This window comes from Crossiella sp. CA198 (genome assembly GCF_052078295.1).
Taxonomy (GTDB): Bacteria; Actinomycetota; Actinomycetes; order Mycobacteriales; family Pseudonocardiaceae; genus Crossiella.
On sequence record NZ_JBQJIM010000027.1, the window covers coordinates 88,598 to 111,233 of the forward strand.

The window sequence follows — 22,636 nt, forward strand, 5'->3', positions numbered from 1 at the left end:
ATGCGAGTTCTGGTCACGGGCGGAGCCGGGTTCATCGGCTCCCATCTGAGCGATCGGCTGCTTGCCGAGGGTCACCAGGTGACCGTGCTCGACGACCTGTCCAACGGCCGGGTGGCCAACCTGGACGGGGCCGTGACCAGCGAACGGTTCCGCTTCGTCGAACTCGACGTGACCGGCCCGGAGCTGGCCGCCACAGTGGCCGAGGCGCAGCCCGAGGTGATCTTCCACCTGGCCGCGCAGGTCGACGTGCGGGCCAGCGTGGCCGATCCGCTGCACGACGCCAGGGTCAACGTGCTGGGCACCATCGCGGTGCTGGAGGCCGCCCGCGCGGCAGGCACCCGCAAGGTGCTCTTCGCCTCCTCGGTGGCCATCTACGGCCCCACCACGGACCTGCCGGTGGCCGAGACCGCGCCGGCCAACCCGCTCTCGCCGTATGCCAGCAGCAAGCTCACCGGCGAGACCTACCTGCGCCAGTACCGGCAGCTGCACGGGCTCGACTTCACCGCGCTGGCCTTCGGCAACGTCTACGGCCCGCGCCAGGACCCGCACGGCGAGGCAGGCGTGGTGGCGATCTTCGCCGGCGCGCTGACCAGCGGCGGACCCACCAAGGTCTTCGGCGAGGGCGGCAACACCCGGGACTACATCTACGTCGGCGACATCGTGGACGCGCTGGTCAAGGCCAGTGCCGAAGCCGGCGGCGGGCAGCGGTTCAACCTGGGCACCGGGGTGGAGACCTCCGACCTGGAACTGCACCGGATCGTGGCCAAGGCCGCCGGGGTGGACCAGGAGCCGGAGTTCGCCCCCGCGCGACCGGGCGACCTGGCCGCGATGGTGCTGGACTCCGCCGCCGCGCACACCGAACTGGGCTGGCGCCCCGCGACCGACCTGGCCGAGGGCGTGGCCGATGTGGTGGCCTGGGCCCGGCAGCGGGCTTCGGTCAGCTGACCCGCACCGGCGCGCGGTGACCGATCGCGCGCCACAGCCCGGCCGCGGTCACCAGCACCACCAGCAGCGGCCCGACCAGCTGCGCCACCACCGCGGCCGGGATCGGCTCCATCGGCAACAGCACCAGCAGGCCGACCAGCACCGCGGTGCCGATCACCCAGCCCACCGAGACCACCCGGTGCCGCCCGAAGGCCACCAGCGCGGGCTGAAGCACCTGGGCGATCATCAGCAGCACGGTGGAGAGTCCCAGCAGGCCCATGTCCAGCGCGCCCGGCGCCACCTCCGTGTTGAAGAAGGTCACCACCAACCAGGGTCCGGCCAGCGCGGACAGCAATGCGCCTGGCAGGCCTACCCCGGCCACCGCGAGCAGGATGAGCCCAATCCGGCGACGCGCCTCGGCCAGATCACCGCGCACCGCGGCCGCGGTCAGCGCGGGCAGCATCATCGCCTGCACCGGCCCGAACAGCAGCAGCGGCACCCGGGTGAGCACAAAGGCCATGCCGAAGGCGAAGGCCACCTTGGGCGCGTCCTGCATCCGGCCGCTGACCACCAGTGGGGCCAGATTGGCCACCAGCTGGGCGAGCAGGGTGGCCAGGCCGAGCAGGACCAGTCCGTGCGCGATGGTCCGGGTGCTGTGCCCGGCCAGCACCGCGGCCGCGTTGACCGGGTCCGCGGGTTCGGCGGTGACCTTGGTCGCGGCCAGCACCCGGCGCAGCCAGGGCAACGCGACCAGCAACGCGAACCCGCCGCCCAGGGCGAAGACCAGTCCGTAACCGTCGACCGCGGCGTAACCGAGCCAGGCCAGCAGCACACAGGGCAGCAACCGGCTCAGGCCCTCGGTGGCCAGGCTGGCGGCGTAGCCGGTGAGCTGATGTCCGGCCGCCAGCAGCCCGCGGGCGAAGAAGATCGCGGCCGAGGCCAGCGTGCCCACCACGATCCACACCAGCAGCGAGGGATGCCCGCCCAGGTTGTTCTCCACCAGGATCGGCGAGAGGGCCAGCACCACCAGCACGGTCACCCCGGCCAGCCCGGCGCCGAGCAGCGCGGCCCGCCGGATCCCCGGCCGCGGGTCCACCCCGGCCGCGGTCCCACTGCTGAGCACCCGGTTGGTCTCCTGCTCCAGCGCCACGAACAGGCCGGGGCCGAGGATGTTGATGATCATGTACAGGCCGAGTACCCCGACCTTGTCGGCCGGGGTCAGGGCGTAGCCGATCAAGCCGAGGAAACCGAACCCGGACGCGCCGAGCACCGCGAGCCCGAGTCCCATGAGCACCGCAGAGCGCGCGGAGGAGTTGGCCATGCGCCAACCCTAGGGTCAGCGCAGCGCGTGCCCGAGCAGGGTCCGCACTGCCGCGCCCTGACCGGAAACCACCGCACCGGGGAGCTGGGTCAGCGCGTTCAGCCGGGAGAACAACCGGCGGCGGGCGGCCTTGGCGGCCTGGTGCCAGCCGCGCTCGCGCAGTTCGGCCTCGATCTGGGTGAAGTAGTCCCGCTCCTGCTCGAACCGCTGCCCGGTCTTGGCCGCGGAGCTGGAGTGCCCGGCCCGGTGCCGCCGGTACTGGAACGCGGGCTCCTCGCCGACCACCAGCGAACCGCCCTGCAACAGCACGTCCACCACCAGCCCGAGGTCGTGCACCGCGTCGGTGCCCTCGCGGAACGGCAGGTGCGCGGTGGAATCGCGGCGGTAGGTGATGGCCGGGGTGTAGAGCCAGTTGCCGCGCAGCAGACTGACCGCGGCCGCCTCGCCGAGCAGCTCGGTCTCCTTCTTGCCCGGCCCGGCCAGCGCCTTGACCCGGTCCGGCAGCGGCAGGAACGGCTGATCGGTCTCGTCGATCACCCGCACCCCCGGCTGCACCAGCGCGGCGTCCGGGTAGCGCGCCAGCAGCTCGGCGAGCTGACTGCCGTAGTTGGGCAGCAGCAGGTCGTCCGCGCCCATCACCACGAAGTGCTCGCGCTCGGCCAGCTGCACGCAGCGGAAGTGGTTGCCCGCGGTGCCCAGGTTGGACTCGTTGCGGTGGTAGACGATGCGCTCGTCGCCGAGGTCGGCGATCCGCTTCTCCACCGCCGGCCCGTCGGGGTAGCAGTCCTCGACGATGACCAGCCGCCAGTCGGTGTCCACCAGCGCGCGAACGCTGTGCACCGCCCTCATCAGGTAGTCCGGATCGCCGTAGTACGGGATGAGAACGTCCAGCTCCATCACGGAGCCGATGCTAGTGGTTGCCGCGGGTGGCTCAGAACCAGCGTTCCAGCACCGCGGCCACGCCGTCCTCGGCGTTGCTCGCGGTCACCTCGTCGGCCAGCTCGATCAGCTCCGGGTGCGCGTTGGCCATGGCCACCCCGTGCCCGGCCCACTCGATCATCTCCAGGTCGTTGGCCATGTCCCCGAAGGCGATCACATCGGCCTGCGCCACCCCGAGGCGCTGCGCCACCCAGGCCAGGCCGGTGGCCTTGGTGATGCCCGGCGAGGCCAGCTCGATCAGCCCCGCCGAGGTGGAGAAGGTGATGCCGACCGCCCCGGCCAGCACCGCCTCGGCCGCCACCGCCATCGCCTCGCTGTTCATGCCCTCGTGCCGGACCAGCAGCTTGATCGCCGGGTGGCCGAGGATCTCGGCCCGGCTGGCCTCCACCGACTGCGATTCCGGCCAGGCGTGGGTGTACCCGTGCTCGCTGAGGAAGGCGCCGTAGGGCTGGTCGGGCAGGAAGGTCGGCTCGTCCCCGTTGGGCGGCCGCTCCACCGCGAAGGCACAGCCCGGGATCGCCTTGGTCAGCGCCGAGGCCACGTCCCCGAGCAGCACCGGCTCCAGCAACCAGCTGCGCACCACCTGGCGCTGCCCCACGTCGTAGACCAGGGCGCCGTTGGCGGTGACCGCGTACCCGTCCAGCTCCAGCTCATCGCTGACCAGGTGCACCCAGCGCGGCGGCCTGCCGGTGGAGAGCACGAACGGGATGCCCGCCGCCCGCACCGCGCCCACCGCGCGCCGGGTGCGCTCGCTGAGGCGATCCAGCGGGTCGATCAGGGTTCCGTCCACGTCCGAGGCAACCAGCAAAGGTTTACGCACGCCGTTCATCCTGCCCGACTAGGGTCCGCGGACATGCGTTTCGGCATTGTGATCCTGCCCGAGCACCGCTGGCCGGTGGCCGCTGAGAAGTGGAAGACGGCCGAGTCGCTCGGCTTCGACCACCTGTGGACCTACGACCACCTGGCCTGGCGCTCGCTCGCGGACGGGCCGTGGTTCGGCACCGTGCCGACGCTGACCGCCGCGGCCACCGTGACCGGCACCGCCCGCCTTGGCACCTTCGTGGCCTCGCCCAACTTCCGGCACCCGGTCAGCTTCGCCCGCGAACTGCTCTCCCTGGACGACATCTCCGGTGGCCGGTTCACCCTGGGCATCGGCTCCGGCGGGATCGGGCACGACGCGACCGTGCTCGGCGGGCAGGTGCTGCCGCCCGCGGCCCGGTTCCGGCGGTTGCAGGAGTTCGTGGAGCTGCTTGACCTGCTGCTCACCGAGGACCACGTGAACTACGCTGGCGAGTTCTTCACCGCGGTGGACGCGCGCACCCAGCCGGGCTGCCTACAGCCGTCCCGGCTGCCCTTCGTGGTGGCGGCCAACGGGCCCAAGGCGATGCGGCTGGCGATCGAGCACGGGGCGGGCTGGGCGACCGTGGGCACCGGCGGAGAGACCGCGGACGAGTGGTGGCGGAACCTGCGGGTGGTGACCGAGAAGTTCAACGAGGTTCTGGCCGCCGCCGACCGGATCCCGGGCTCGATCCAGCGCTACCTCCAGCTCGACGCCTGCCCGGTGTTCTCGCTGTCCAGCGTCGGCGCCTTCGACGACGCGGTCGGCCGGGCCGCCGAACTGGGCTTCACCGATGTGGTCACGCACTGGCCGCGGCCGGATGACTGGTACGCGGGCAAGGAGTCGACCTTGTTCGAGGCGGCCGCGAAACACCTCACGCCGCGGGCCTGACACCCGGCCCCGGCACGACGACTGGCCCGGACCTGGGATGGTCCGGGCCAGTTCGGTCGATGCCTAGTGGTGGCCGGGGGTGGCGTCCGCGGACGCGCCCTTGAGCATGAACCAGGCGCTCACCGCGGCCACGCCGATCACCACGGCCGAGGCGACGCTGGCCCAGTGCATGCCGTCCACGAAGGCGTGCTTGGCCACGTCCACCAGTTGCCGCCCCACCTCGCCGAGATCCTTGGCGACGTCGGTGGCGCCGCCAAGGGAGTCCTTGGCGATGGCCACCTTGTCCGCGGGCACGCCCAGCGGCGGGATCACGTTGGCCCGGTAGACCGCGGTCATGATCGAGCCGATCAGCGCGATACCGAGAGCTGTGCCCAGCTCGTAGGCGGTCTCGGCGACCGCGGCCGCGGCGCCTGCCTTCTCCTTGGGCACCGCGGAGAGCACCACGCTGGCCGAGATGGTGAACGAGGCGCCGCAACCAAAACCGACCAGCAGCAGGATGATGCCGAACGGCAGGTACGGGCTGTCGCCCTGGATGAACACGATCGCACCCAGCGAGAGCGCGGTCAGGCCAAGACCGCTGGCGCACACCACCCGCGCCGAGTGCCGGGCGGCGAAGGCACCTGCCAGCAGACCGGAGATCACCGAGCCGACGGTCACCGGCAGTTCCCGGATGCCCGCGTCGAAGGGCTGGTAGCCCTGCACCAGCTGGAGGAACTGGGCGCCGAAGAAGACCACGCCGGAGAGCGCGAGCACCGCGAGCAGGTCGGCGAAGACCGCGCCGCTGAACTTGCCGGTGCGGAACAGTCGCACGTCCACCAACGGCACCGGCAGCTTGAGCTGACGGCGGGCGAACCAGGCCAGCACCAGCACGCCGATGCCGATGCCGAGCGCGGCGGGCAGGCCGAAGCCGACCGCGGCGATCTCCTTGATGCCGTAGACCAGCGCGATCATGCCGACCAGCGAGGCGACCGCACTGGGCAGGTCCCAGGCGCCCGGATTGGGGTCCTTGGACTCCGGCAGCACCTTCCAGCCGACGATCAGCAGGATGATCATCACCGGCACGTTGATCAGGAAGACCGAGCCCCAGTGGAAGTTCTGCAGCAGCACGCCGCCGACCACCGGGCCGACCGCGGCGCCCGCCGCGGTCATCGCACCCCAGATACCGATCGCCATGACCCGCTCTTGGGGGTCGGTGAACAGGTTCCGGATGATCGACAGGGTGGAGGGCATGATCGTCGCGCCGGCCAGGCCGAGCAGCGCGCGGGCCGCGATCAGCAGCGCCGAACTGGTGGCGAAGGCGGCCAGCACGGAGATCAGGCCGAAGCACACCGCGCCGATGAGCAGCAGTTTCTTCCGGCCGATCCGGTCGCCGAGGGTGCCCATGGTGACCAGCAGGCCTGCCAGCACGAAGGAGTAGATGTCACCGATCCACAGCAGCTCCTGGCTGGTGGGCTTGAGTTCCTCGGTGATCATGGGTAGTGCCAGGTGCAGCACGGTGCCGTCCACCGCGATCAGCAGCACCGCCAGGACCAGCGCGGACAGCGCGATCCAGCGCGCCCGCGGCGATACCGGCGATAACTCGGTGCCGGTATTGGTCGTCTCACTCGTCTCGCTCACTGAGCCCCTCCCCGGAGCATGCCGCCGATGAGCAGCTCAGCCACCGCGCGCGGCGCATCCCTGGGGGCGAGCTTTCCGTCCAGCACCGCGAACCCGGCGCCGGTGAGCAGTGCGACCAGCGCCTCGACCATCCACTCCGCGGTGAGGTCGACCCGGAACTGGCCGGATTCCTGACCGCGCCGGATCAGCGCGGTCAGCCGGCTGTCCAGCAGGTCGTAGCCCGCGTCCAGCTCGGGTTTGGTGATGAGCTGGTGCTCACCGGTGAGGAAGGCGTAGAGGTCCGCGATGGGCATCAGCTCCCGCACCACCCGGCGCACCGCCTCGGCCGCGTCGCCGTCCTCCGGCTTGGCCGCCTCCAGCGCGGCCTCGCCCTCGGACAGCGCCAGCTTGGCCAGTTCGACGACCAGCGCGTCCCGGCTGGGCACCAGCCGGTGCAGCGTCGCCCTGCTGATCCCCGCCGACTGCGCGACCTCGGCCATCGCCGAGTTGGGCCGCCGCACCAGCAGCGCGGCAGCCGCGCGCAGCACTCGTTCTCGGTCTGCCACCATGAGACAACGCTACCACCGGTGAGACACGACTGTCTCATTCCGAGGCTGAACCGAAACTGTTGGTCCTCGGGTTGTTGCCCCTTGGACTACCGGTTGACCGGCTTGAGCGTGTCCTCGCCGCCGAAGAACGGCCGCAACGCCACCGGCAGCCGGACCGAACCGTCCTCCTGCTGGTGGTTCTCCAAGATCGACACGATCCACCTGGTGGTGGCCAGCGTGCCGTTGAGGGTGGCGGCCACCTGCGGCTTGCCGTCGGCGTCCCGGTAGCGGGTGTTCAGGCGGCGGGCCTGGAAGGTGGTGCAGTTGGAGGTCGAGGTGACCTCGCGGTAGGCCTGCTGGGTGGGCAGCCAGGCCTCGCAGTCGAACTTGCGGGCCGCGCTGCTGCCCAGGTCGCCTGCTGCCGTGTCGATCACCCGGTAGGGCAGCTCGACCTTGGCCAGCATCTCCTCTTCCCAGGCGAGCAACCGCTGGTGCTCGGCCTCGGTGTCCGCCGGCTTGCAGTAGGTGAACATCTCCACCTTGTCGAACTGGTGCACCCGGATGATGCCGCGGGTGTCCTTGCCGTAGGAGCCCGCCTCGCGGCGGAAGCAGGTCGACCAGCCCGCGTAGCGCTTGGGACCGTGCGCGAGATCGAGGATCTCCTCCGAGTGGTACCCGGCCATCGGCACCTCGGAGGTGCCCACCAGGTACTGGTCGTCATCGCGCAGCCGGTAGACCTCGCTGGCGTGCGCGCCGAGGAAACCGGTGCCCTCCATGATCTCCGGGCGCACCAGCACCGGCGGGATCATCATGGTGAAGCCTGCCGCGGTGGCCTGCTGCGCGGCCAGGTTGAGCAGCGCGAGCTGCAGCTGCGCGCCGACGCCGGTGAGGAAGTAGAACCGCGAGCCGGAGACCTTGGCCCCGCGCTCCATGTCGATCGCGCCCAGGCCCTCGCCCAGTTCCAGGTGGTCCTTGGGCGTGAAGGTGAACTCGCGCGGCTGGCCGACGTGCTTGAGCACGACGTAGTCGTCCTCGCCGCCGTGCGGGATGCCGTCCACGATGATGTTGGAGAGCCTGCGCTGGGCGGCGATGAACTCCGCGTCCGCCTCGTGCTGCTCGGCCTCGGCCGCCTTGACCTCGGCGGCCAGCTCCTTGCCCTTGGCCAGCAGCGCCGCGCGCTCCTCGCCCTGGGCCCGCCCGACCTGCTTGCCGAAGGTCTTCTGCTCCCCGCGCAGGGTGTCCGCCCTGGAGACCACGGACCGTCGCCGCTCATCCGCACTCAGCAGCGCGTCCACCAGCGCCGGGTCTTCACCGCGGGCACGCTGCGAGGCGCGCACCAGGTCCGGGTTCTCGCGGAGGGTCTTGAGGTCGATCACAGTCCGTCAGCCTAGCGCCTGACCAGGGTGATCAACGCGGCGGGCGGGTCCATTCGGACGCGCCCGCCGCGCCGGGAGGTCAGGAGATGGCGACCGCGACGACCAGACCGAGGCCGAGGTGGGCCGAGGCCACCACCAGGCTGGCCGGGGTGAACTGGTCAGCGCGCAGGATCGCGCCGATGTTGATCCGGGTGGCCCACTCCAGCACCCGCACCGCGAGCACCTGCACGATCACGCCGACCAGACCGAAGATCAGCGCCAGCAACAGCCCCTCGGTGAGCTTGCCGGCGGCGTTGTAGATGGCCACCACCACGATGAAGGCCATGCTCAGCAGACCGGCGGCGGTGATCACCACCGCGTTCGGTGAACCGGCCCGCACCATCTCGTTGAGCTTGCCCGGCGTGGTCAGGTCGATGGCGTAGAAGCCGACGAGCATGAGCAGCAGGCCAACCACCGCGTACAGCGCGATGGCCCCGATGCCCCGGACGACGTTGCCGCCGAAGCCGGGCTCCAGCGCGAGGCTGGACACGGTGATCAGGTCGTACACGAGTGTTCCTCCTTGATACTGACCGTCTGCCTCGGACGGTCCAGTGTGGACTAAGACGACTGCGGAATCCGGTGCGGCACGAACGCCGCGCCGTCGTCGGTCACCAGACCGACCGTTTCCCTGATGCCCAGCCCCGCGGCGTGGTCGCCGACCACCCAGGCGCCGAGCACCGGCCGCATCCCGTCGAACTCCGGCAGCGGCGAGAACAACTGGTAGACGAACCCCTCGGCGCCGTACACGCCGCCGGTCCGCTGTTCCATCCCCGGCGCCACGATGTCGATATTGGCGCCTTCCCTGCCCAGCAACGGCTTCTTCACGTACTCGGTGAGGAAGCCGGGTTCGTTGAGGTAGGCGGGCAACAGGTTCGGGTGCCCCGGGTACATCTCCCACAGCACCGCGAGCAGCGCCTTGTTGGAGAGCAGCATCTTCCACAGCGGCTCGATCCACAGCGTGCCGGGCAGGGTCTCCACCGCGTGCTTGCCGAAGGGATCGTCGACCAGCCACTCCCACGGGTAGAGCTTGGCCACGGTGCCCATCGGGTCCTCGCGCAGGTCGACGAACCGGTGCAGCACCGGATCCCAGCCGATCTCCTCGATGGCCAGGCCCACCGTGTCCAGCCCGGCCTCGGCCGCGGTCTCCTGCAGATAGGCCGCGGTGAGGTGGTCCTCACCGCTGGCATCGGCCCCGGAGAAGGTGAAGTGCACCAGCGGCGAGGGCAGCTGATCGGCCAGCTCGCCCCAGCGCTCCACCAGCTTCTCGTGGATGGAGTTCCACTGGTCGTGGCCCTCGTGGGTGTCGGTGAGCCAGTGCCACTGCACCACCGCGGCCTCCAGCAGGGAGGTCGGGGTGTCCGCGTTGTACTCCAGCAGCTTGGCCGGGCCGGACCCGTCGTAACGCAGATCGAAGCGGCCGTAGAGGTGCGGGTCATGCCGCCGCCAGGACTCGGCGATGGCGGGCCACACCCACTCCGGCAGCCCGAAGTCCTGGTACCGCTCGGTGGTCACCACGTTGTCCACCGCGTCCAGGCACATCGAGTGCAGCAGCTCGACGTCGGCCTCCAGCGAGAGCACCTCGTCCAGCTCGAAGACGTAGTGCACCGACTCGTCCCAGTACGGCCTGCGGCTGCCGTCGGCGTTGGTCGCCGGGCTGCCGTAGACCAGGCCCTGCTCGGCGATCCGCGCTTCCCAGTCCGGGCGCGGGGCCGATCGCTCACGACGCACGGTCAGCTGCCTCCGCTGGAGCCACTGGAGCCGCCGCTTCCACCGCGGATGCCGAAGCCGCCGCGCTGGATGCTCTTGCCGCTGGCGGTGCTGATGTTGGCGTCCTTGGGCCGGATCGAACTGCCACCGGTGATCTTCTGGCCCGTGCTGCCGGTCCCGCCGTAGTTGTAGCTGTACTGGCGGCCGCCGTTGTAGATGAAGATCCCGCCGCCGCCGTGGCTGGTGCCACCGTGCGAGCGCGCGTAGTCGTCATCGCAGTAGTCGTCGTCGACGACCACCCCGTCCTGATCCACGCAGCGCGCGGTGACGTCATCGGGCTGCTGCGCGGCGTACCAGATGGCCACCAGCGCGACCACGCCCACGGTCACCCCGCCGCCGATGAGCAGCCGCTTGCGCAGCTTGGCCTTGCGCTCGGCCTCGGCGATCTCGGCCTGGCGCGCGGCCAGCTCGGCCTCGTCGGCCTCCTGGCGAGCACGCTGCTCGGCCAGGGTCGCCGGACGCGCCCTCGTCCTACTCGGGTCCTGGTGGCTAACCTGTCCTCGCCTGGGAGGCACAGGAGGCTGCGGGTTACCCGGATTCACGTTCTCAGTCATCGACCACTCCCGGCGCGCACCGTACCTATGTCGTCCGTTTGACGGAGCAAGGTGGCTGAATAGCAATACACGTCACCTGGACGGCCGTATGTAATGGGGGCCTCACGGCATCATGGAGAGGATGCCAGGGCCCCAGACGTCGACCGCTGATCGGATTCGCCTCATGAACAACACGGCCAGCACCCGCCGCGTGATGGCAGGGGCGTTCGCCGGTGCGCTGCTGGTCCTGGCGTTGAGCACCGCCCTAGGTTGGCACGTCGGCCCCGAAGTCGCAGGGGAAACCGACGGACCCACCAACGCGGTGCGGGACGCGCCTCCCGGCACCTGTCTGACTTGGACCCGCCCGGACGCCGGGGACGCGCGGCGGGTGAAGTGTGATGATCCGCACCTGTTCGAGATCACCGGTTCGGTCGACCTGGCCGCGGACTTCCCGCCCGGCGCCCCGTTCCCGGACTCGGTGCGCTGGGAGGGCATCGCCGCGGACCGCTGCACCGAGATGTCGGTGCAGTACCTGGACGGCCGGTTCGACCCCAACGGCAAGCTCGGGGTGAACCTGCTGCGCTCCGGTGAGAAGAGCTGGAACTCCGGGGAGCGCAAGGTCTGGTGCGGGATGCAGGACTCGGCCCCGTCCGGGCTGCTCTACCCGACCGTGGGCAGCGCGAAGACCGCCGACCCGTCCAACGTGCACCCGCAGGGCATGTGCCTTGGCATCAGCGGCAAGCAGGTCTACGACCCGGTGGAGTGCGGCAAACCGCACGCCTACGAGGTGGTCGGCGTGGTCAACCTGGGCGCCCGGTTCCCGCAGGAGTTCCCGGCCGAGCCGCGGCAGGACGAGCTGCTCGCCGGCGAGTGCGCGCGCACCGCGGCGGACTACGCGGGCGGGGCGGAGGTGGTCAGCCGCAAGGGCCTGATCGTCTTCTGGGACACCCTCAAGCAGGACAGCTGGCTGGCAGGCGCCCGCCGGGTGGAGTGCAAGGTCGGCGCGAAGCTGAAGGACAACAGCGGACTGGCCCCGGTCTTCGGCAGCGTCAAGAGCGAGATGCGGGTCGGCACCGAGGCCGCGCCGGTGCTGCTGTCCAAGCTGCCGCCGGGCGCCCCTGCCCCGCCGGGCAGCCCCGGCACCGACGTGCAGCGGGACGCGGGCGTGCCCACCGACGCCAACTCCGAGCACCCCGGCGGCACGCCAGGGCCCACCACCACCACCAGCGGCGGCTAGCCGTGCCGGTGGACATGACGCCCGCCCGGTTCGACGAGCTGGTGGGCGAGGCGCTGGACGAGGTGCCGCCGGAACTGGCCAGGGCGATGGACAACGTGGCCGTCTTCGTCGAGCCCCGGCACCCGGTGGAATCCGGGCTGCTGGGGCTGTACGAGGGCATCGCGCTGACCGAGCGCAACTCCGACTACGGCGGGGTGCTGCCGGACCGGATCACCATCTACCGGGACGCCATCCTGGACATCTGCGAGACCGAGGACGATGTGGTCGAGGAGGTGGCGATCACCGTGGTGCACGAGATCGCGCACCACTTCGGCATCGACGACGCCAAGCTGCACGAATTGGGCTGGGGCTAGAACCTCTCGACACCCAGCCACTCGACGAACCGCCAGCCACCCGAGCTGTCCGGATCGGCCTCCAGCAGCACCCGGCCGGTGTTGGGCAGGTACGGGTGCCCGGCCAGCACATCGGTGCTGCCGTCGAGCAGGTGCACCGCCATCAGCCGGATCGCCGCGCCGTGGCTGACCAGCACCACCACTCCGTCGCTGTGCTCGGCGGTGATCCGCCGGACCGCCGCGCCGAACCGCTCGACCACCTCGAACCCGGTCTCACCGCCGGGCGCCGACCCGGACAGGTCGCCGTCCAGCCAGGTGTCCACCACCGCGCGGAAGGCCAGGATCGCCGCGTCGTCGTTGCGGCCCTCCAGCTCCGGGCCCACCTGGGTCTCGTGCACGCCCTCAAGCACCCGCACCGGCAGCCCGTGCCGCAGTGCCACCGGGGCGGCGGTCTGCTGGGCGCGCACCGCGACGCTGGCGTAGACCGCGGTGACCGGCTCGATGGCCAGTTCCTCGGCCAGCTTGTCGGCCTGGCGGCGACCTTCGGCGGTCAGCGGCGGACCGGGCGGGCGGGAGTCCAGCGCGTGCCGCACGTTGGCGGGGGTCTGGCCGTGCCGGACGAGCATCAGGCGTAACGAACTCATGCCTGCCCGCCCGCGCGCACCTGGGCCAGCCACTGCGCGGCCTCGGTGAACTCGGCCGTGCCGGTGCCCGGCGGAGGCGGCGGCGAATCGCCGTCGGCGCGGCCGAAGGAGCCGAGGAAGCGCACGTCAGAGCAGGTGCGGTGCAGCGCGGCGAGCGCCTCGCCGACCCGCGGTTCGGCAATGTGCCCGGCGAAGTCGAGGAAGAACCGGTAGATACCCAGCTTCTCCCTGGTCGGCCGGGACTCGATCCGGCACAGGTCGATCCCGCGCAGGGCCAGCTCGACCAGCACCTCCGACAGCGAACCTGGCCGGTTCTCGGTGACCACCACGATCGAGGTGCGGTCGTTGCCGGTCGGGGCAGGCACCAGGCCGGGCTTGCGGACCAGCAGGAACCGGGTCACCGCATCGGCCACGTCGCCGATGTCGGCGGCCAGCGCGGTCAGCGCGGAGCCCTCGGCCGCGATCGGCGCGGTGATCGCCGCGTCCGCGGTGCCCTCGGCGACCGCGACCGCGGCGGCCGCGGTGGAGGTGGTGGCCAGTTCGGCCGCGCCGGGCAGGTTGGCCGCCAGCCACTCCCGTACCTGGGCCAGCGCGTGCGGGTGGCTGGTCACGGTGCGCACGTCGGCGGGCTTGGTGCCGGGGCGGACCAGCACGGTGAAGCGCACCGGCAGCACCGTCTCGGCCACCGCGACCAGCGGGCTGCCCAGGGCCAGGCCGTCCAGGGTGGGCGGGACCGAGCCCTCCACCGAGTTCTCCACCGGCACCACGGCGGCGTCGACCTTGTCCAGCCGCACCATCTCCAGCGCGGCGGCGACCGTGCTGGCCGGGATCAACTCGTGGGTGGCCGGGTCGACCAGGCGCCGGGTCGCCTGTTCGGTGAAGGTTCGTTCCGGCCCCAAGTAGGCGATGCGCGGCATACCTCAGCCTAACGCCGTAGTGGGAGGTCGCTGTGGCCTTGCTCTCAACCGTGAGAACACCCACACGACTGGTGGAAGACCCGGTGACCGGCCGTGTTGGTTTGCTGCAATGCTTTCCCCGTGACCGGCGATGCTTGGGGCGTGACCGGGAAAGTGCAACCGCAGGCGGCCGTGCCGCGCCTGGTGCTGTGCGCCGTGGCGGGTCCGCTCGGCTGGGAGTGGGAGCGCGCCGCCACCGGCCGCTCCGGGGTGGAAGTGCACCAGGGTTCGGTGCTGGATCTGGACGTGGACGCCGTGGTCAGCCCGGCCAACTCCTACGGCTGGATGCGCGGCGGCATCGACGCGGTCTACGCCACCGCCTTCCCCCAGGTCGAGCAGTACGTGCGCAGCGCGGTGCTGGCCCTGCACGGCGGCGAGCTACCGGTCGGCGAGGCGCTGATCGTGCCCACCGGCGAACCCGCCCCGCAGTGGCTGATCAGCGCCCCCACCATGCGGGTGCCCGGCGAACTGCTGCCCAAGGACACCGTGCACCCCTACCTGGCCGCCCGCGCCGTGTTCCGGCTCTGGCAGCAGGGCAGGCTGGAGGACGGCACCCCGGTGCGGCACGCGGTCCGCTCCATTGCCCTGCCTGGTCTGGGCACCGGCATCGGCGGGGTGGATCCGGCCAGCTGTGGCCGCCAGGTCACCGCGGCCTGGGACGAGGTTTTCGGCGTACGCTGAACGCGAAAGGGGCATTCCCGTGGTGCAAGCACGGGAATGCCCCTTTTGTGTTGGGGTTTTTTTCCGGGTCAGCCTGCCTCGACGGCGGGCACCTCGGTGGCCTCCGCACCGCGGATGGCGATCTTCGCGGGGGCGGCGGGCACCTTCACGACCTCGCGGATGCGGACCTTGAGCAGGCCGCGGTCGTAGTCGGCCTCCACCTGTCCGGCGGTGACGCCTGCGGGCAGGGAGAACTCGCGCCGGAACTCGCCGTGCCGGATCTCCTTGCGGATCAGGCCGCCCTGCTCCGCGCTCTGCTCGTCGTGCCTGCGACCGCTGATGGTGAGGCGGCGCTCGGCCACCTCGACCTCGACGTCCTTGGCCACGTCGACGCCGGGCAGCTCCAGGGTGAGCACGACGTCGGCGCCGTCCTTGCGGACGTCGGCGGCGGGAACAAAGCCCTGGGCCGAGGGCGCTGAACGGGTCAGGCCGTCGAAGACATCACGGTCGAACTGGCGGACCAGCGCGGTGAACGGGTCCCACGTGGAGCGGACTGCAAGAGCCATGTTCTTTCACCCTTTCCAGGTTCCTCACCGGCGGCTTTAGCACTCGCCGGTCATGAGTGCTAACGACCCGGGCGCCGATGTTGTTCCCGCCGCCGTAGCCTGAGTTCATGCCGATCCGGGTCCTGCTGGTAGACGACCACGAGGTGGTCCGGCGCGGGCTGCGCGATCTTCTGTCCACCGAGGACGACATCGAGGTGGTGGCCGAGGCGGGCAGCGTGGCCGAGGCCGAGGTGGTCGCGCTGGCGCACCGGCCCCAGGTCGCGGTGGTGGACATGCGGCTGCCCGACGGCGACGGGGTGGCGCTGTGCCGCACCCTGCGCGCCCAGGGCCCGGACGCGCCGCACTGCCTGGTGCTGACCGCCTTCGACGACGAGGCCGCGCTGGTCGGCGCGATCATGGCCGGGGCCTCGGGCTACCTGCTCAAGCAGGTGCGCGGGCAGGATCTGGTGACCGCGGTGCGCGAGGTCGCGGCCGGGCGCTCGCTGCTGGACCCGGTGACCACCGCCAGGGTGCTGGACCGGCTGCGCCGCGGCGATCCCGAACCGCCGGACGAGCTGGCCGGGCTCACCGAGCAGGAGCGCAAGGTGCTCGGCCTGATCGGCGAGGGCCTGACCAACCGGCAGATCGCGGAACGGCTGTTCCTGGCCGAGAAGACGGTGAAGAACTACGTGACCTCGGTGCTGGCCAAGCTCGGCATGGAGCGCCGCACCCAGCTCGCGGCCTGGGTCGCCCGGCACTCACACGGGACCGACTGACACGCTGCCAGCATGGCGAGCGTGATCGGCAACTGGCTGAACCCGGCACGGCCGGAGGTCGAGGTGATCACCGACCCGGTGCAGCGCCGGGCGGTGTGGATCGAGCTGGCGATCGTGTTCGCCGCGACGCTGGGCCTGTCCGGGCTGCGCAGCCTGCTCTCCATCATCAGCTCGCTGTTGCAGCCCAAGCCGTTGAGCCAGCAGTCGGTGGCGCTCAACGTCTCCCGCTCCACGCTCAGCCTGCTCGACCTGGCCCATCAGCTGCTCGGCGTGCTGCAACTGCTCGCCTGGGGCGGACTGGGCGCCTACCTGCTGTGGAAGGCGGGCAAGAAGCTCGCCGAGATCGGTCTGGACCGGAGCAGGCTGGGCTCGGACGCACTGCGCGGACTGGGCCTGGCCGCGCTGATCGGCCTGCCCGGCATCGCCTTCTACCTGATCACCAGGGCACTCGGGCTCAACCTGACCGTGGTGCCCTCGGCGCTGGATGACACCTGGTGGCGCACGCCGATGCTGATCCTGTCCGCGATCGGCAACTCCTGGGCCGAGGAGGTGCTGGTGGTCGGCTACCTGATCACCAGGCTGCGGATGCTCGGCTGGTCGGAGAACAAGTCGCTGGCCGCCTCCGCGGTGCTGCGCGGCTCGTACCACCTGTACCAGGGCTTCGGCGGGTTCGCGGGCAACATCGTGATGGGGCTGGTCTACGGCCGGGTGTGGCAGCGCACCAACCGGCTGTGGCCGCTGGTGGTCGGGCACGCGGTGATCGACGTGATCGCCTTCGTCGGGTACGCGCTGCTCAAGGGCGCGGTGTCCTGGCTGCCCTGAGCTAGGAAGACGGACGGGATGATCTCCAGGGTGGGGGGCGCGGAGATCATCCCGTCCGTCCGATGCCGGAGGGGGCGGGCAGCTATCCCCTGCGGCTTTGGCGCGGTCTGACCGGGCGGTGTCAGACCGAGAGGTATGGGTCAGTCCGGATATGCCAAGGCAGCGAAAAGCTTCTTCATGTTTTCCGGACGGGGCGGGATCACATTCCCGGCGACTGCCAGGAGCGCCATTTCCGGCAACCCGGCGGCGGCGCGGTCAGTGAGCATGCCCATGGGCGACACGATATGCGGAACGCGGCGGATTCCAACCCCTAGGCAGGCACTTCAGCCCAGGGAGGGAGTGCCGGTCAAACCATGGTCGCACGCTGGATCAGACTATCGTCGGTTCAGGTCGCTCCAACGGACCAGCCGGACTTTGCCGCCCTTATAGATCATGGCGAGTCGAGAACAGCGGGTGGTTCAGGAATTTTATAGCCAGATTTCCCGATGTTCTCTTCGACCGAGCGTTTCCAGCTGCCGTCGGAAACCATCTTGCGCAGCGCGGCGGTGACCTTGTCCCGCCGGGCGTCGCCCTTGCGCAGGCCGATGCCGTAGCGCTCCTGCGAGAACGGCTTGCCGACCAGCTTGAACTTGTCCGGCTGCCCGGCGGCGTAGCCGGCCAGGATCACGTCGTCGGTGGTGACCGCGTCCACCGGGTCGTCCGCGTCCTCCAGCGCCACCAGGCACTCCGGGTAGGACGGGAACTCGCGCAGGGTCACGCTCTTGGCGTAGGACTGCTTGACCTTCTCCGCCGGGGTGGAGCCCTTCACCGAGCACAGCCGCCAGTCGCTCTGGTTCAGCGACTCCGGGCCGGTGATGTCCGAGGTGGTCTTGCGCACCAGCAGGGACTGCCCGGCCACGAAGTACGGCCCGGCGAAGTCGACCTTCTTCTTGCGCGCGTCGCTGATCGAGTAGGTGGCCGCGACCAGGTCGACCTTGCCCTGCTCCAGCAGGGTCTCCCGCTCGGCGCTCTTGGCCTCGAGGAAGGTCACGTTGCCGGGGTGCACACCCAGCTCCCTGGCCACGTACCTGGCCACGTCCACGTCGAAGCCGGCGAAGGTGTTGTCACCGGTCTTCTGGCCGAGGCCGGGCTGGTCGAACTTGATGCCCACGGTCAGCTTCGGACCGTCCGGCGGCGGGGTGTCCGCGCCGTCGGCCGAAGAACCGAAGAACCCACATCCCGCTGGCAGCACGGCTAGCAGGGCCACCGCGGCAACCGCGGTGCCCACGTGCCTCAGCGCACGAACCTGACGCATTCCGTCGTCCCCTCCGGACCCGGTCACTCCGGGGGAGGCTACCCGAACGGGTGAGCGTCACAGCGTGAGCGGGGCAGAACCGAAAGCGACGTTGAACCGGTCACACCAGATGACCACACTGCGCAGGCCGTCCAGCTTGGCCTCAGCCGGGATGGCGTAGTTCTGGTTGCCGTGGGTGGCCTTGAGCTTGCCCAGCTTCACGTACCGGCCGTCGTCGTACTTGCCCCATTCGCCGCCTGCGGACTGGTCGGTGAGCCAGATGTGCAGGTCCGGGCCGTCGCTGCTGGCCAGGCCGGTCAGCCGGAGCACCCGGGAGCCGTCAGCAAGCTTGTGCACGGTGGCCTTGCCCTTGGTCGGGTGCTCCTGGGAGACGAAGTCCCCGGCGGCCAGGGTGCTGGGCTGGGCGGGCGGCGCGCTGGTGGGTGCCGCTGAGCTGGGCACGGGTGTGTCAGTCGAGGTCGGGGCCAGTTCGCTGGTCACCCCGGCGGGCAGCGCCTCGTCCAGGGTGCTGCTAGTGAACAGCTTCCAGGGCTGGAACAGGTACAAACCGACGCTCAAAACCGTTGCGACAATCACAATCGCAACCAAAACGACCGGACGACGCAACAAACCGCGCTTCGACACCGTGTCCTGGTTCACAATCCACCTTCCGAGGTTCGACTCCTTACATCCTGACCCAGATTCACTGATCAGCGCGCTGCCGTGATCTTTCGAGAGCATTACGCTCCGCTGCGTGAGCGCCCACCAGATCGCAAGCGAGACCCCTGCCGAGCCGATCCACCGGGTGGACAGCGAGGTCGGCCCGTTGCGCACGGTGCTGCTGCACCGTCCTGGCGCGGAACTGAAGCGCCTCACCCCGCGTAACAACGATCAACTGTTGTTCGACGGGGTGCCGTGGCTGGGCCGGGCCCAGCTTGAGCACGACGCCTTCGCCGAGACCCTGCGCTCGCGCGGGGTGGAGGTGCTGCTGCTCGCGGAGGTGCTGGTGGAGGCGCTGGCCGATCCGCGGGCCCGCTTCGGCGCGGTGCACTCGGCGGTGGATGAGCGCCAGCTCGGCCTGGACCTGGCCGACGCGCTGCGCTCGCACCTGACCGGGATGAAGGCCAAGGACCTGGCCGGGGTGCTGATGGCGGGCATGACCTTCGAGGAGCTGCCGGCCGCCGAGGGCGCCTCGCTGGTGCGCCGGATGCACCAGCCCGCCGACTTCGCGGTCAATCCGCTGCCCAACCTGCTCTTCACCAGGGACTCCTCGGTGTGGGTGGCGGACAGGGTGGCGATCACCTCGCTCGCGCTGCCCGCGCGCAGCCGGGAGACCGCGCTGACCGACCTGATCTACGCCTACCACCCGCGGTTCAGCCGCACCGGCCGTGCTTACGGCGCGCACTCGGCCCCGCTGGAGGGCGGCGACGTGCTGCTGCTCTCCCCCGGCGTGCTCGCGGTCGGCGTCGGCGAGCGCACCACCCCGGCCGGCGCGGAGTCCTTCGCCCGCTCCGCCTTCGCCGACGGCCTCGCGCACACCGTGCTCGCGGTGCCGATCGAGCAGGAGCGGGCCACCATGCACCTGGACACCGTGTGCACCATGGTCGACCGGGACGCGGTGGTGATGTACCCGGCGGTGCGCGAGACCCTCTCCGCCTACCCGCTGCGGCCGGACGGCTCCGGCGGGGTGATCGTGGACGGCCCGCTGCCGTTCCTGGGCGCGGCCGCCGAGGCGATGGGCATCGAGCGGCTGCGGGTGATCGACACCGGCCTGGACGCGGTGACCGCCGAGCGCGAGCAGTGGGACGACGGCAACAACACGCTGGCCGTGGCGCCGGGCGTGGTGGTGGCCTACGAGCGCAACGTGGAGACCAACGCCCGGCTGGAGGACGCCGGGGTGGAGGTGCTGCGGATCGCGGGCAGCGAGCTGGGCTCCGGTCGTGGTGGCCCTCGGTGCATGTCCTGCCCGATTGCGCGAGACACGCTCGGGTGAATTCGCGGAATTAGGCAAGCGCAATTACGGAATGGAATTGCGCGGGCCGTCTGCCAGCTGGTTCAACAAGGCTTGGCTAAGTTAGGCAAACCTGGCTTTACCTGCGGAAACTCGAATTCCGTTGTATTGTTTCGGCCATGACCACGACTACCAAGTTCCAGCAGCTGCTGCAGACCCAGGTCCGGAATGAGCTCAGCGCGTCGCAGCAGTATCTCGCCGTCGCGGTCTGGTTCGACGCCAAGGACCTCCCCCGCCTGGCTTCGCACTTCTACCGCCAGGCGCTTGAGGAGCGCAACCACGCCATGATGATCGTCCAGTACCTGCTGGACAACGGCCTCCCGGTGGCCATCCCCGGGGTGGACGAGGTGCGCAACGACTTCGCCTCCGTGCGCGAGCCGGTCGAGCTGGCCCTCAACCAGGAGCGGCACGTCACCGAGGAGATCACCGCGCTGGCCAAGTCGGCCAGGGACGAGGGCGACTACCTCGGCGAGCAGTTCATGCAGTGGTTCCTCAAGGAGCAGGTCGAGGAGGTCGCCGCGATGTCGACCCTGCTGACCATCGTGGACCGTGCGGGCGACAACCTGTTCGCCATCGAGGACTTCCTCACCCGCGAGCAGGTCGGCGACGAGGGCTCGGACCCGACCGCCCCGCGCGCGGCAGGCGGCACCCTGTAAGCCAAGTGCTGATTGCTCCCACCACAGGCCGGCGCCCGTGGACCGCGACCCGGTCCACGGGCGCCGCCAGCTGCGTGCTCAGTCCTCGTTGATGTTCTCGAGTTTGCCCCGCAGGGCCGTCATCGCCTTGCTGGCCTGGCTTTTCACCGTGCCCTTGCTGATGCCGAGTGATTCGGCGATCTCGGTCTCGGTGAGTTCGTCGTAGTAGCGGAGCACGATCACCGCGCGCTGCCGCGGCGGCAACTCACGCAGGGCCTGCCACAGCGGCTCATTCTCCAGCCGGTCGGCCTGCTGGTAGCCCTCGCCGTCCTCGGGCAGATCGGCGACCAGGCTCTCCTTGCGCACCCGGCGCCAGAAGCTGACGTGGGTGTTGGCCATGGCCCGCCGCACATACGCCTGCGGGTTGATCTCCTGGCGGAGCAGCGAGCGCCAGCGGGTGCCGACCTTCTCCAGCACTGTCTGCACCAGGTCGGCCGCATCGTGCGGATTGCCGGTCAGCGCGTGCCCGTAGCGCAGCAGCGCCGGCAGCGACATCCGGACGAACTCGCTGAAATCCTCGTCCACCAAGCCCCCATGTCACCTACTCCGGCACAAGGATAGGAGTAGGTGACCGGGCTTACTTGTAACAGTCCTGCTCTTTCAGCTCCAGCCGGATCTCGCTCACCGCGTTGTTCCGCATGATGAACCAGTAGTTGGCCGCCGCGTTGCCAGGAGCCGCCACCACCCGCTCGCCGACCGCGCCGTGCGAGGTGCCGGAATCGGTGTAGACCTTGTCGAAATCGGCCACGGGCGCGCCGACGCCGATGCCCTCCGGGGTCCGCTCATCACCGCGGCCGTGGATGCGCACCACGCCCTTGGTCTTGGAGATCACCACGGTGTAGAAGCCGGCCGGCTTGATCTTTCCCGCGTAGTCATAGCCCAGGCAGCCGGAGTCGGATTCGGCCTTGGCGTTGGGCTTGATCAGCCCGGTGGCCTCGGCCGCTTCCTTGGTCATGCCCAGCTTGAGCGCGCCGTAGCCGGTGGGCCCGATCTGCGCGGTGCCAAAGATTTTCGGCGTGGTGGTCGAGGTCGGCGGCTTGTTCGAGGAGGTGGGCGGGGTGCCCGAGCCACTGCCGACGCCACCGCGGTTGGAGGTGCTGGCCGTGCCGCCCTGGCTCTCCGCCGAGGTGCTGGTCTGCTCGGTCGGACCGGGCGTGCTCGGGAAGGTCAGCGTGGAGGTGTCCGCGGGCTGCACCGTGTTGTTCGCCTCGGGCTGCAGCACGGCGACCGTGCCGGCCACGATGGCCAGCGCGCTCAGCGCCCCGGTGGCCGCGATGGCCACCCGGCGGCGCCGCTGCCTGCGCTTGACCCCGGTGAGCACCGCGTGCTCGGCGTCCGGCAGGGGACGTAGTTCCAGCCGATCGTCGGAGAAGAGCCTGCGCAGCTCGTCGTCGACGTTCATCGTTGATCCCCTCCTCCGACCAGTGAGCCCAGTTTTCCTCGCAGCGTCACCATGGCCTTGCTGGTCTGACTCTTGACCGTGCCGTTGCTCACTCCGAGCGCCTCCGCGATCTCGGCTTCGGAAAGCCCGTCGTAGTACCGCAGCACGATCACCGCGCGCTGCCGCGGCGGCAGGTCCCGCAGGGCCTGCCACAGCGGTTCGTTCTCCAGCCGGTCGGCCTGCTCGTAGGACCGCACGTCCGGCAGGTCGGCGACCAGGCTCTCCTTACGCACCCGGCGCCAGAAGCTGATGTGCGTGTTGGCCATCGCCCGCCGCACATAGGCGGTGGGGTTGGTCGACTGCCGCAGCACGGTACGCCACCGCGCGCCGATCTTCTCCAGCACCGACTGCACCAGGTCGGCCGCGTCATGCGGATTGCCGGTGAGCGCGTGTCCGTAGCGCAGCAGTCCGGGCAGGGACATGCGGACGAACTCACCGAAGTCTTCCTGCACCGTGGCTCCCCCGGCCGCGC

At 70.3% G+C, this 22,636-nt stretch carries 27 protein-coding genes; 9 read left to right on the top strand and 18 right to left on the bottom strand.

The annotated features are described in order from the left end of the window. Complete coding sequence (locus ACTOWY_RS36225; RefSeq protein ID WP_441314105.1) at positions 1–945, top strand: NAD-dependent epimerase/dehydratase family protein; 945 nt, start codon at positions 1–3, stop codon at positions 943–945. Here ACTOWY_RS36225 and ACTOWY_RS36230 read toward each other — a convergent pair. From ACTOWY_RS36230 to ACTOWY_RS36240, 3 genes are read right to left on the bottom strand one after another with little or no spacing between them, the layout of a single operon-like run. Then, entirely contained in the window at positions 938–2,245 is a 1,308-nt protein-coding gene (locus ACTOWY_RS36230) for a lipopolysaccharide biosynthesis protein (protein WP_441314106.1), read from the bottom strand. The two genes, ACTOWY_RS36225 and ACTOWY_RS36230, sit on opposite strands and share 8 nt — an antisense overlap. A gap of 15 nt (positions 2,246–2,260) precedes the next feature. Next, a complete protein-coding gene (locus tag ACTOWY_RS36235; RefSeq protein WP_441314148.1) occupies positions 2,261–3,142 on the bottom strand; it encodes a glycosyltransferase family 2 protein in 882 nt (293 codons plus the stop codon). A 34-nt stretch (positions 3,143–3,176) separates the two neighbouring features. After that, complete coding sequence (locus tag ACTOWY_RS36240; protein ID WP_441314107.1) at positions 3,177–4,004, bottom strand: Cof-type HAD-IIB family hydrolase; 828 nt, start codon at positions 4,002–4,004, stop codon at positions 3,177–3,179. A gap of 33 nt (positions 4,005–4,037) precedes the next feature. Between ACTOWY_RS36240 and ACTOWY_RS36245 the strand changes: the two genes are divergently transcribed. Continuing rightward, entirely contained in the window at positions 4,038–4,913 is an 876-nt protein-coding gene (locus ACTOWY_RS36245; RefSeq protein WP_441314108.1) for an LLM class flavin-dependent oxidoreductase, read from the top strand. A 63-nt stretch (positions 4,914–4,976) separates the two neighbouring features. Here ACTOWY_RS36245 and ACTOWY_RS36250 read toward each other — a convergent pair whose 3' ends face one another. The 6 genes from ACTOWY_RS36250 to ACTOWY_RS36275 form a co-directional block, all read right to left on the bottom strand. Further along, entirely contained in the window at positions 4,977–6,530 is a 1,554-nt protein-coding gene (locus ACTOWY_RS36250; RefSeq protein ID WP_441314109.1) for an MFS transporter, read from the bottom strand. Beyond that, complete coding sequence (locus ACTOWY_RS36255) at positions 6,527–7,078, bottom strand: TetR/AcrR family transcriptional regulator (protein ID WP_441314110.1); 552 nt, start codon at positions 7,076–7,078, stop codon at positions 6,527–6,529. The genes ACTOWY_RS36250 and ACTOWY_RS36255 overlap by 4 nt, the downstream gene beginning before the upstream one ends. 86 nt (positions 7,079–7,164) lie before the next feature. Continuing rightward, positions 7,165–8,433: a serine--tRNA ligase gene (gene serS, locus ACTOWY_RS36260; RefSeq protein ID WP_441314111.1), complete on the bottom strand. Its 1,269-nt coding sequence runs from the start codon at positions 8,431–8,433 to the stop codon at positions 7,165–7,167. A 79-nt stretch (positions 8,434–8,512) separates the two neighbouring features. After that, on the bottom strand, positions 8,513–8,980 hold the full coding sequence (locus ACTOWY_RS36265) for a DUF350 domain-containing protein (RefSeq protein WP_247760995.1): 468 nt from the start codon (positions 8,978–8,980) through the stop codon (positions 8,513–8,515). A gap of 50 nt (positions 8,981–9,030) precedes the next feature. Further along, on the bottom strand, positions 9,031–10,200 hold the full coding sequence (locus ACTOWY_RS36270; RefSeq protein WP_441314112.1) for a glutathionylspermidine synthase family protein: 1,170 nt from the start codon (positions 10,198–10,200) through the stop codon (positions 9,031–9,033). A 2-nt stretch (positions 10,201–10,202) separates the two neighbouring features. Further along, a complete protein-coding gene (locus ACTOWY_RS36275) occupies positions 10,203–10,793 on the bottom strand; it encodes a hypothetical protein (RefSeq protein WP_441314113.1) in 591 nt (196 codons plus the stop codon). Positions 10,794–10,956: 163 nt separating this feature from the next. Between ACTOWY_RS36275 and ACTOWY_RS36280 the strand changes: the two genes are divergently transcribed. Then, positions 10,957–12,009, top strand: a complete 1,053-nt coding sequence (locus tag ACTOWY_RS36280; protein ID WP_441314114.1) for a septum formation family protein — start codon at positions 10,957–10,959, stop codon at positions 12,007–12,009. A gap of 2 nt (positions 12,010–12,011) precedes the next feature. Further along, positions 12,012–12,362, top strand: a complete 351-nt coding sequence (locus ACTOWY_RS36285) for a metallopeptidase family protein (protein ID WP_441314115.1) — start codon at positions 12,012–12,014, stop codon at positions 12,360–12,362. On the opposite strand, the gene ACTOWY_RS36290 is transcribed toward ACTOWY_RS36285, so the two are convergent. Both ACTOWY_RS36290 and pheA read right to left on the bottom strand, forming a co-directional pair. Then, positions 12,359–12,985, bottom strand: coding sequence for a histidine phosphatase family protein (locus ACTOWY_RS36290; RefSeq protein WP_441314116.1), 627 nt, complete (start codon positions 12,983–12,985; stop codon positions 12,359–12,361). The two genes, ACTOWY_RS36285 and ACTOWY_RS36290, sit on opposite strands and share 4 nt — an antisense overlap. After that, positions 12,982–13,902, bottom strand: a complete 921-nt coding sequence (gene pheA / locus ACTOWY_RS36295) for a prephenate dehydratase (protein ID WP_441314117.1) — start codon at positions 13,900–13,902, stop codon at positions 12,982–12,984. Before pheA ends, ACTOWY_RS36290 begins: the two co-directional genes overlap by 4 nt. Before the next feature lie 141 nt (positions 13,903–14,043). Here pheA and ACTOWY_RS36300 point away from each other — a divergent pair, with 141 nt between their 5' ends. Continuing rightward, on the top strand, positions 14,044–14,622 hold the full coding sequence (locus ACTOWY_RS36300) for a macro domain-containing protein (RefSeq protein ID WP_441314118.1): 579 nt from the start codon (positions 14,044–14,046) through the stop codon (positions 14,620–14,622). Positions 14,623–14,690: 68 nt separating this feature from the next. Here ACTOWY_RS36300 and ACTOWY_RS36305 read toward each other — a convergent pair whose 3' ends face one another. Then, on the bottom strand, positions 14,691–15,167 hold the full coding sequence (locus tag ACTOWY_RS36305) for an Hsp20/alpha crystallin family protein (protein WP_441314119.1): 477 nt from the start codon (positions 15,165–15,167) through the stop codon (positions 14,691–14,693). A 107-nt stretch (positions 15,168–15,274) separates the two neighbouring features. On the opposite strand from ACTOWY_RS36305, the gene ACTOWY_RS36310 reads away from it, so the two are divergent. Next, positions 15,275–15,922, top strand: a complete 648-nt coding sequence (locus ACTOWY_RS36310) for a response regulator (RefSeq protein ID WP_247760986.1) — start codon at positions 15,275–15,277, stop codon at positions 15,920–15,922. Between the two features lie 12 nt (positions 15,923–15,934). Continuing rightward, on the top strand, positions 15,935–16,744 hold the full coding sequence (locus ACTOWY_RS36315; RefSeq protein WP_441314120.1) for a CPBP family intramembrane glutamic endopeptidase: 810 nt from the start codon (positions 15,935–15,937) through the stop codon (positions 16,742–16,744). A 140-nt stretch (positions 16,745–16,884) separates the two neighbouring features. Here ACTOWY_RS36315 and ACTOWY_RS36320 read toward each other — a convergent pair whose 3' ends face one another. From ACTOWY_RS36320 to ACTOWY_RS36330, 3 genes are all read right to left on the bottom strand, one after another. Next, complete coding sequence (locus tag ACTOWY_RS36320) at positions 16,885–17,016, bottom strand: hypothetical protein (RefSeq protein WP_441314121.1); 132 nt, start codon at positions 17,014–17,016, stop codon at positions 16,885–16,887. 158 nt (positions 17,017–17,174) lie between these two features. Continuing rightward, on the bottom strand, positions 17,175–18,011 hold the full coding sequence (locus ACTOWY_RS36325) for a glutamate ABC transporter substrate-binding protein (protein WP_441314122.1): 837 nt from the start codon (positions 18,009–18,011) through the stop codon (positions 17,175–17,177). A gap of 84 nt (positions 18,012–18,095) precedes the next feature. Continuing rightward, complete coding sequence (locus ACTOWY_RS36330; RefSeq protein WP_441314123.1) at positions 18,096–18,596, bottom strand: DM13 domain-containing protein; 501 nt, start codon at positions 18,594–18,596, stop codon at positions 18,096–18,098. Between the two features lie 175 nt (positions 18,597–18,771). Here ACTOWY_RS36330 and ACTOWY_RS36335 point away from each other — a divergent pair, with 175 nt between their 5' ends. Continuing rightward, on the top strand, positions 18,772–20,010 hold the full coding sequence (locus ACTOWY_RS36335; RefSeq protein WP_441314124.1) for an arginine deiminase: 1,239 nt from the start codon (positions 18,772–18,774) through the stop codon (positions 20,008–20,010). A 137-nt stretch (positions 20,011–20,147) separates the two neighbouring features. Beyond that, positions 20,148–20,684, top strand: coding sequence for a ferritin (locus ACTOWY_RS36340; protein WP_247760982.1), 537 nt, complete (start codon positions 20,148–20,150; stop codon positions 20,682–20,684). A 78-nt stretch (positions 20,685–20,762) separates the two neighbouring features. Here ACTOWY_RS36340 and ACTOWY_RS36345 read toward each other — a convergent pair whose 3' ends face one another. From ACTOWY_RS36345 to ACTOWY_RS36355, 3 genes are read right to left on the bottom strand one after another with little or no spacing between them, the layout of a single operon-like run. Continuing rightward, positions 20,763–21,251: a SigE family RNA polymerase sigma factor gene (locus ACTOWY_RS36345; RefSeq protein WP_441314125.1), complete on the bottom strand. Its 489-nt coding sequence runs from the start codon at positions 21,249–21,251 to the stop codon at positions 20,763–20,765. Between the two features lie 49 nt (positions 21,252–21,300). Continuing rightward, entirely contained in the window at positions 21,301–22,125 is an 825-nt protein-coding gene (locus ACTOWY_RS36350; RefSeq protein WP_441314126.1) for a hypothetical protein, read from the bottom strand. Further along, a complete protein-coding gene (locus ACTOWY_RS36355) occupies positions 22,122–22,616 on the bottom strand; it encodes a SigE family RNA polymerase sigma factor (protein ID WP_441314127.1) in 495 nt (164 codons plus the stop codon). The genes ACTOWY_RS36350 and ACTOWY_RS36355 overlap by 4 nt, the downstream gene beginning before the upstream one ends. Positions 22,617–22,636 lie beyond the last annotated feature (20 nt).